General features: G+C 52.7%; 8 protein-coding genes. 2 read left to right on the top strand and 6 right to left on the bottom strand.

What is annotated here, in order from left to right:
• From H6F43_RS20665 to H6F43_RS20640, 6 genes are all read right to left on the bottom strand, one after another.
• Positions 1–793 (bottom strand): hypothetical protein (locus H6F43_RS20665; protein ID WP_190345007.1); only part of this gene is annotated, 793 nt, incomplete at its 3' end.
• Between the two features lie 365 nt (positions 794–1,158).
• The gene (locus H6F43_RS20660; RefSeq protein ID WP_190345006.1) at positions 1,159–1,782 is read right to left on the bottom strand and encodes a hypothetical protein; all 624 of its coding nucleotides are present in this window, start codon (positions 1,780–1,782) and stop codon (positions 1,159–1,161) included.
• 7 nt (positions 1,783–1,789) lie between these two features.
• Positions 1,790–3,829: a ribulose bisphosphate carboxylase small subunit gene (locus H6F43_RS20655; RefSeq protein ID WP_190345003.1), complete on the bottom strand. Its 2,040-nt coding sequence runs from the start codon at positions 3,827–3,829 to the stop codon at positions 1,790–1,792.
• Between the two features lie 112 nt (positions 3,830–3,941).
• Entirely contained in the window at positions 3,942–4,241 is a 300-nt protein-coding gene (locus H6F43_RS20650) for a EutN/CcmL family microcompartment protein (protein ID WP_190345001.1), read from the bottom strand.
• Between the two features lie 9 nt (positions 4,242–4,250).
• Positions 4,251–4,592, bottom strand: coding sequence for a carbon dioxide-concentrating mechanism protein CcmK (locus H6F43_RS20645; RefSeq protein WP_171574167.1), 342 nt, complete (start codon positions 4,590–4,592; stop codon positions 4,251–4,253).
• Positions 4,593–4,674: 82 nt separating this feature from the next.
• Positions 4,675–4,983 (bottom strand): carbon dioxide-concentrating mechanism protein CcmK, encoded by a 309-nt coding sequence (locus H6F43_RS20640; RefSeq protein ID WP_190345000.1) that lies wholly within the window; start codon positions 4,981–4,983, stop codon positions 4,675–4,677.
• 589 nt (positions 4,984–5,572) lie between these two features.
• On the opposite strand from H6F43_RS20640, the gene H6F43_RS20635 reads away from it, so the two are divergent.
• Both H6F43_RS20635 and H6F43_RS20630 read left to right on the top strand, forming a co-directional pair.
• The gene (locus tag H6F43_RS20635) at positions 5,573–7,405 is read left to right on the top strand and encodes an NAD(P)H-quinone oxidoreductase subunit F (RefSeq protein WP_190344998.1); all 1,833 of its coding nucleotides are present in this window, start codon (positions 5,573–5,575) and stop codon (positions 7,403–7,405) included.
• A gap of 54 nt (positions 7,406–7,459) precedes the next feature.
• Positions 7,460–8,121: proton-conducting transporter membrane subunit (locus tag H6F43_RS20630; RefSeq protein ID WP_277879989.1), on the top strand; the 662-nt coding region annotated here is incomplete at its 3' end.

Below are 8,121 nucleotides of genomic sequence, written 5' to 3'. Positions count from 1 at the left end.
GAATACCTGAAAATGTTAAGTTTTGACCGAAGATGTGCTTCTCAAGAGATGGCTCTTGAAGTAGAGCTTTTTGAAAGGCGCATCCCAAGAGTTTATTCGCTGGAACTCCAGTACAAACCTTGGTAGGTATGATGGCAATAGGTTTCGCTTTTTCTTGCTCCGGTTTTAACGGTTGCTTCGTTTTCGCCTTCAAAATTTTTCTGCTAGCCTCCCGCTGATAGGAGGCAAGGGGAATCGTTTTGGCAAGTCGCAATGCTCGCTCAATCTGTTCACTGGCAATCAGTTCTTCAATCACATTAACCAATGCCAGACTTCTGGGTTCTTCGGCATATCGTAATGCTTCGTGGTTTGACTTCTCTACGGAAATTGCATTAGCTGTTTGTAGCGCCTGATCAATTACTTTATCAGCTAAAGTTCTGTTTCCCTGAATCCGATACTTAGCGGCAATAGCCGTCAGACAATAGACTTTTAAAGTGTCTTGAGGCATTGCGTTGGCTGCTTCAATTGCTTTGTCAAGATGAGCGATCGCCACGTACTGTTGACAAATCTCCCTCAAGGCAAGATCTTTGTATGAATCTTTAGGTAAAGGTTTGGCGAGTTTGAGAGCGTTGTCAAGAATTTGTAATGCTTGCCTTGTCTCGCCAATTTCCCCATAGCCACCAGCAACTTTTGCCATCAATTCTGCTTGGTCTTTCTTCTGAAAATTTGCATTTTTCTGTTGAAGATTTGCGGCTAAGACTTGCATGGGAAGCAAAAAGATTATCAACGCTAAACTCAGTAATTGGCGTTTCATAGTCTTGAGGAAGGATATTGAGTACCGGGAAGCAAACAGGTACCAAACGGCAGTAGAATTACGTATAGATAAGGCTAACTATATTTGAAAGGTTAAAAGTAGATATAGATCTAGGCTCAGCTTAACGGTTTGAAACAGAATTGCTTCTTCACCACGCTTTTTAGCCCTACGTAAGCGCGTTGAGACATTAGGAATGTAGGAGCTTCGCCCTCAGGCAGAGGTTCTACCCCTGCACTCCGTCCTAATCCGTCTAAGTACCGCTTTATTTTTCTTTAATTACTTGGAAAGAAATAGGTAGGCAGTATCTTTGGAGGTCGTTCCCTCGATCGTGGTCAAAGTCGCACTGCCCATCCTTGTGTCTTCAATTAGTCGTCCCACGGGTCTTCGGCAGACGATCGAGGCTCTGGTGGCGGGGTTGCCCTACGCGAGTTGGGAAACATCTTCACCAGCATCTGGTTCACGTATAGTTGCCCGTAGACGCTGACACCCGCGCCTTTGTTGGCTAGGTCAGAACTAGCATCAGAACTAGCAGGCGTTTCCGGTGCGGGGTCGGCGATCGCGTTAGGAGCCGCAGGCGTGTTTGCCTCGGGGGTTGGATAGTACACGGTATCCGTTGCTTTCAGCTCGCTGGCAGAGCGACTTGTATCACCTAGAAGCGATCCGGGTGGAATTACGCCGCCCCACTCCACCGAACTGTTCACGATCGTCGTTGCTGCTCCGACGCAGGCATTTGCACCGATCGTCACCTGCCCAATTAGCAGCACCTCGGCACCGATACTGGCGCCCTCTCCAACTTCCACAGCGCCGTGGTGAGCGTGAAGCACAGAGCCAATGCCAATGCAGGCTCCGGTTTTGATCAGGATGCGACTGTCTGGATCTGCCTGGAGGAGCACTCCAGGGGCGATCGCCGCCCCATCCTGAATCGTCACATCCCCACTCATGAAAAAGTGAGAGGTGCTAATGGGTCGCAGTTGCAGTTGCGGCAGCATCAGGTACTCACTTCTTGCTGGGCTTGTGAATTACGGCTTCTGCCACGCGCCGTTTCGCTTTTGGATCAATGCCGATCACGCGCACGTAGTCTCTGGAATGCTCGTTCAGAAACGACGATAGTGTCGACAGCACTTCAGATTCCCGGTTTGTCTGGATCGGTGCACCACTTTGCCAGGAACTGGTTTTGTAGCGTCGCTCGTCCGCGTACTCCACTCCAATCCGGTAGTTCTGCGCTAGCCACTGGCGAATCTGGTTAGCAACTGCAGAATCTACAGGTCCAGCAGAGCTTCCGGCAGACCGCTGACCGTTGCTGCTAGGAGCAGGGGTGTAACCATTATTGCTGCTCGGCTGGGATGCTGGTGGAGCGCTGTCTGCTCCCTTACCGTTGGGGCGATGGATTATTACTTCGGCAACGCGCCGCTTGCCTTTCGGGTCAACTCCGACCAGTCGGACATAGTGATGGGTGTGCTCAGCCAAAAGGGAATTCAGTGTCGCGATCGCTTCGGATTCTCTCTGTGTCTGAATGGCAATGCTCTGCCAAGAACTCGTGCGAAAACGGCGCTCATCCGCATACTCTACGCCAATCTGATATCCCTGCGCCAGCCACTGTCTGACTTGCTGCGCGAGGTCCTGCCCCAAACTACCAGCGGCAGGACGAGTGGACGTGCTACCTGAGCTAGTTGGCGTTGAACTTGCGACAGAGGAAACTTTCGGGGAACCGCTGCCACCCTTTCCATCAGGGCGCTGCACAATGATTTCAGCGACTCGTCGTCGCGCCTTCGGGTCAATGCCAATCACGCGGACATACTCACCCCCGTGCTCAGCCAAGCACGCCTCCAACCCCGCGATCACCCCTGCTTCATTCGTTGTTTGAATCGGCGAACAGCTTGTCCAGGAGCTGGTTTGGAAGTGCCGAGCATCAGCATGCTCCATACCAATTCGGGCACCCTGAGCTAGCAACTGCCGGATCGCGTTGACCACATCAGCGTTCAACCCGCTTCCGTGACTAGGGGCGCGGTTAGGGGTAGGACGGTATGCTGATGTAGAGGCACTGCTGCTAGCAGTGGAGTTTACCCCGCGCTGCGGAGCCTGAACAGGCTTACCGTTGGGACGTTGAATAACTGCTTCCAGCACTCGCCGCTTTGCCTTGGGGTCAATGCCGATTAAGCGAACGTACTCACCCGCGTGCTCGGCAAGACAGCTTTGCAGCTGCGTTATCACATCCGTCTCACGGGTTGCCTGAATCGGCGAGCAGCTTTTCCAGGAGCTTGTCTGGAAGCGTCGTTCATCCGCGTGCTCGGTGCCAATTCGGTAGCCTTGAGCAAGCAATTGACGGACCTGATTGACGGTACCGGTATCGAGACCGCCACCGCTTTGGCTGTAAGAGTTCATATTCATGTCTGCATCGAGGGTGCTGGATTTAGTTTGGGGTTGGAGTGGGGCAGTGAGGGCAGCAGGTTCAGCGCCATGATCACTCGATCGCAGCGCTGCATTCATGCTGGTGACATGAGCCGTCAAGGCAACATCGGACTCGCGCACATCGGGCAGTTGATCCGCCTGCTGCTGCGTGGTAATCATTGCGCCAGAGGGGACGTATTTCCCTGGCGGAATTTCGACATCCTGAATCAGAGCGTGCATCATGACAACGCAGCCTTGACCGATGCGAGCGTTAAATACTGTGGAGCGAAAACCGATAAAGCAGCGATCGCCAATGTAGGCAGGACCATGAATCAGCGCCATGTGAGTGATCGCTGAATTTGCCCCGATCCACACGGAGTAGGGGCGATCGTCATCGCCAACCACGCGCGCTTTATCTAACCCGTGCATAACCGCGCCATCCTGGACGCGGGTGCCATCGCCAATGTGAAACGGTGCCTCCCCATCTGCCCGGATCGACGTTCCCGGCGCAATGAGCACATTGGCACCCATGCGGATATCTCCAACCAGATTTGAGAACGCATGAATCGACGCAGAAGGGTCAATTCGGGGGTCGGCTAACGTTCTCGTCTGGGGAGTTAAAGGAGCCGCATTTGTACGGACTGCCATAAAACCTCTCCAACTGAAATCGCGATACGGAATGGCTGAAGACGGACTGCTGGACCGTTGAGCGAGGTAGCCTAGGTGAGCGGAGGCGCAAGGCGATCGAGCAGTGGACCCGTCAGTACTGATTGCGCTTGCTGTAGAGCAAGCGATTATCCAGACTCACGGTATCAATAATCGCGATGACCGCTGCATCGATCGGGCGTTGCTCACTGCCAGGAACCTGACGTGCCGCACTCCCCCGACTGACAAGCACCCACTCATCGATGCCTGCTCCCACGCTGTCAGCCGCTACCTCGTAGTCGGGTAGCGGCTGCCCGTCTTCATCCACCAGTTGCAGTACCAGGAACTTGATACCTCTCAGACTCGGTTCCTTTTGAGTACTCGTTACCGTGCCACGGACTTTAGCAATCTGCATCAGGACTTCTTACGGACGGTTGAGAGGACGAATACCGCTAACGCTTTCGCGGAACGGCTCCACAGCCTCGGTGTAGCGAATCGGCAGCACGTACTCCAGGTTCTCGTGCGGACGGGCAATGATGTGAGTGGAGAGAACTTGTCCGCCATTAACGCGCTTGACGTTTTCAATCCCAGCGGCGACAGAGGCTTGAACCTCGGAGACATCACCACGCACAATAACGGTGACGCGACCGCTGCCGATCTTCTCGTAACCGACCAGCGTTACACGAGCCGCTTTCACCATTGCGTCTGCTGCTTCAACTACGGCGGGAAAGCCCAGCGTTTCTACCATTCCAACTGCAATTGCCATCGTAACTATCTCCCTTCCATTAAATAAACGAAATCAAACGTTGCACTAACAAAGCGATCGCTAGCAAATTGCTATCCGCTTCTTAGCTCCGGAACTGCTCCACGGCTTCGGTGTAGCGAATCGGCAGCACGTACTCCAGGTTCTCATGTGGGCGAGCAATGATGTGAGTCGAAAGGACTTCGCCACCGTTGACCCGCTTCACCGATTCCACGCCTGCCGCGACAGAGGCTTGAACCTCGGAGACGTCGCCACGCACGATAACGGTGACGCGACCGCTGCCGATTTTTTCGTAACCGACCAGCGTAACGCGAGCTGCTTTCACCATCGCGTCAGACGCTTCAACTACGGCGGGAAAGCCCCTTGTCTCAATCATTCCTACAGCAATTGGCATTATCACGCTCCTGATAAGTGGGACTAATCGTACAGCCTAAAGGATGAAAATTTTGACGGAAATTGCCATCATTCCAAGCCTTATCGAGGTTTCACCGTACCTAATCTAAGAATAAGATTGCGGCTGACCCTTGACAATATAAAGTTCAATGATTGTTCCAAATTTTGGATATTAGCCAAACTAATCAGTGAATCAATGAGCTTGAATACGTCGCTGCGATCGCGCAGTTCAACGCAGGTACAAAGCCCAGAAACCTCGTTGCTAGAGCTTTTTCACGATCGCTCTCACTGCCTTTCAGCAGAGATTTATTCGACTTTTACCTCAATCATCATAGGCTTTTTCCAATGCAAGTTAATAGAAATATTCATTGAATATAAGTTGTATTTATACACTAAACTTTAAAGTTCGCCATAATTGTGTTTCACTAAGAAACAGTCTATGGTTGAAGGGTTGAGCCATTAAGCTGAGATTAGAGTTAAGATTCATTTATCACTTTTAAGAAAATGAACGTGTCCTCCAGCCTCTACATGAGGTGGTTTGAGGACATTTTTGGTTTACTCACGTTAGTAGCATTACAAGGGCAGCTTCAATGCATCAGTTCCTCCTCCAGACTAGTTGGTGGATTCCCTGCTATGGATTAATTGGCGCGTTGCTCACGCTGCCGTGGGCGATCGGACTCGTGCGGCAAACCGGACCCCGACCTGCGGCTTACTTTAACCTGTTGATGACGCTTGTTGCCTTTGTGCATGGGGCATTTGTGTTTCAGGCAACTCTGTCGCAGGAAACGCAGTCGATTATGGTCCACTGGCTGACAGCCGCCGATTTGGATTTGTCGTTTGCGATCGAGGTTTCCCCGATCACCACCGGAGCTGTTGAGCTGGTCACAGCGCTTAGCTTCTTCGCGCAGCTGTTCGCCCTTGGCTATATGGAGAAAGATTGGGCACTAGCTCGATTCTTTGGTCTGATGGGTTTCTTTGAAGGTGCAATGAGCGGCTTGGCGATCAGCGACTCGCTGTTTCTGACGTATGCGCTTCTGGAGATGCTGACCCTGTCCACCTACTTGCTCGTGGGCTTTTGGTATGCTCAGCCGCTGGTAGTGACTGCCGCGCGGGATGCTTTTTTGACGAAGCGCGTGGGTGATGTGCTGCTGCTGATGGGCGTGGTGGCATTAGCAACCCTATCGGGAACGCTTAACTTTCCGGAGCTATATGAATGGGCGGACACGGCAACCTTATCGCCGACCGTTTCCACGCTGCTTGGTTTAGCGCTGATTGCGGGACCGATCGGCAAGTGCGCCCAGTTTCCACTGCACCTATGGCTGGATGAAGCGATGGAAGGACCGAATCCTGCATCGATTCTGCGAAATTCTGTAGTGGTTGCTTGCGGTGCCTATGTGCTGATCAAGCTTCAGCCGATTCTAGTTTTGTCTCCCGTTGCCTCAACGGCGCTGGTGGTGTTGGGCACGATGACCGCGATCGGCGCCTCACTTGTGGCGATCGCTCAAGTAGATATTAAGCGTGCTTTGTCCCATTCCACGAGTGCCTATTTAGGGCTGGTATTTATTGCCGTCGGTATGCAGTGGACGGGCTTCGCGCTGCTGGTGCTGTTCACTCACGCGATTGCTAAGGCGCTGATGTTTATGAGCGTTGGTTCGATCGTCCTGACTACCAACACCCAAGATGTGACTGAGATGGGTGGCTTGTGGTCGCGAATGCCCGCAACGACGTCTGCCTTTGTCGTCGGGTCCGCTGGTTTGGTAGGGCTGCTACCACTTGGTGGTTTTTGGGCGCTGCGTCAGGGCGTTAATGCCTTCATCTACGACCAGCCCTGGCTGGTTGCTGTGCTGCTGCTGACGAACTGTCTGACGATGCTGAATCTGACTCGCGTTTTTCGACTCGTCTTTCTGGGGCTGCCCCAGCCAAAAACTCGTCGTGCCCCTGAGGTGCCTTGGACGATGGCAGTGCCAATGGTGTCGTTAACGATCGTGACGCTCTTGATTCCCTTGATGCTGGGGCGACTGTCGCTGCTGCCTGACTGGGCGTACGCAAATCAGATGGCAATGCTGTTGCTGGTGATTTCTGGAGCCGCTGGCTGTGTAATAGGAGCGACGGTTCATCTGAATCGGACCTGGTCAAGACCCATACAGATTCCCCTCAAGTTTGTTCAAGATCTGCTTGCGTACGACTTTTACGTGGACCGTCTCTACCGCGTAACGGTGGTCTTAACAGTGACTTGGCTATCGCGGCTCAGTGCTTGGTTCGATCGATACGTCTTGGACGGCATCGTTAACTTCGTCGGGATAGTGTCGATTTTTAGCGGTGAGAGCCTGAAGTACAGTGTTTCCGGTCAGTCCCAGTTTTATTTGCTAACGATTTTAATCGGAGTTAGCTTTCTGGGTGCGCTGTTGACCTTCATGTGGTAGCGATTCGCTACGGTTCGTTCTCCCTCGCTTTCTGCTTCCCTAACGGACTTTGCTATGCTGAGTGCTTTAATTATCATTCCCTTAGTGGGAGCCGTCCTGATTGCGCTGTTGCCGAAGACAATTGCACCGACTGCCTCTCGCTCAATTGCACTGGTCGTGTCAGCGGTTGCCTTTGTCTGGTCAGTGGGATTGGTAGGGCTGTTTAATGCGGGAAGTCCCGCACTGCAATTTCAGGAGAACCTGCCCTGGATTGAATCGCTAGGATTAACCTATCGGCTGGGGCTGGATGGGTTGTCGCTGCCGTTGGTGGTGCTCAACGGTCTACTGACGTGGCTTGCAATCTACAGTACCGATCGCGATATTCAGCGTCCTCACCTCTACCACTTCCTGCTGCTGCTGTTGAATGCTGGTGTTGTCGGCGCCTTTCTGGCTCAGAATTTACTGCTATTTTTCCTGTTCTACGAGTTAGAGCTAATTCCCCTCTACTTCCTAATTGGGGTGTGGGGAGGAGCACAGCGCGGCTACGCAGCAACCAAGTTTCTGATTTATACGGCTGTGTCTGGCGTTCTCATTCTGGCTGCTTTTTTGGGTCTGACGTGGCTTAGTGGAGCGACGTCATTTGAGTACGACGTGACGCGATCGCAGGTTCTGCCGCTCACGACTCAACTGATCCTGCTGGGAACGCTGCTGGTGGGCTTTGGCATCAAAATTCCATT

The sequence above is a fragment of the Leptolyngbya sp. FACHB-36 genome, from assembly GCF_014695955.1.
GTDB lineage: Bacteria > Cyanobacteriota > Cyanobacteriia > Leptolyngbyales > Leptolyngbyaceae > FACHB-36.
The sequence above is the reverse complement of the archived record's forward strand: the minus strand, read 5'-3'. Positions and strand labels throughout refer to the sequence as shown.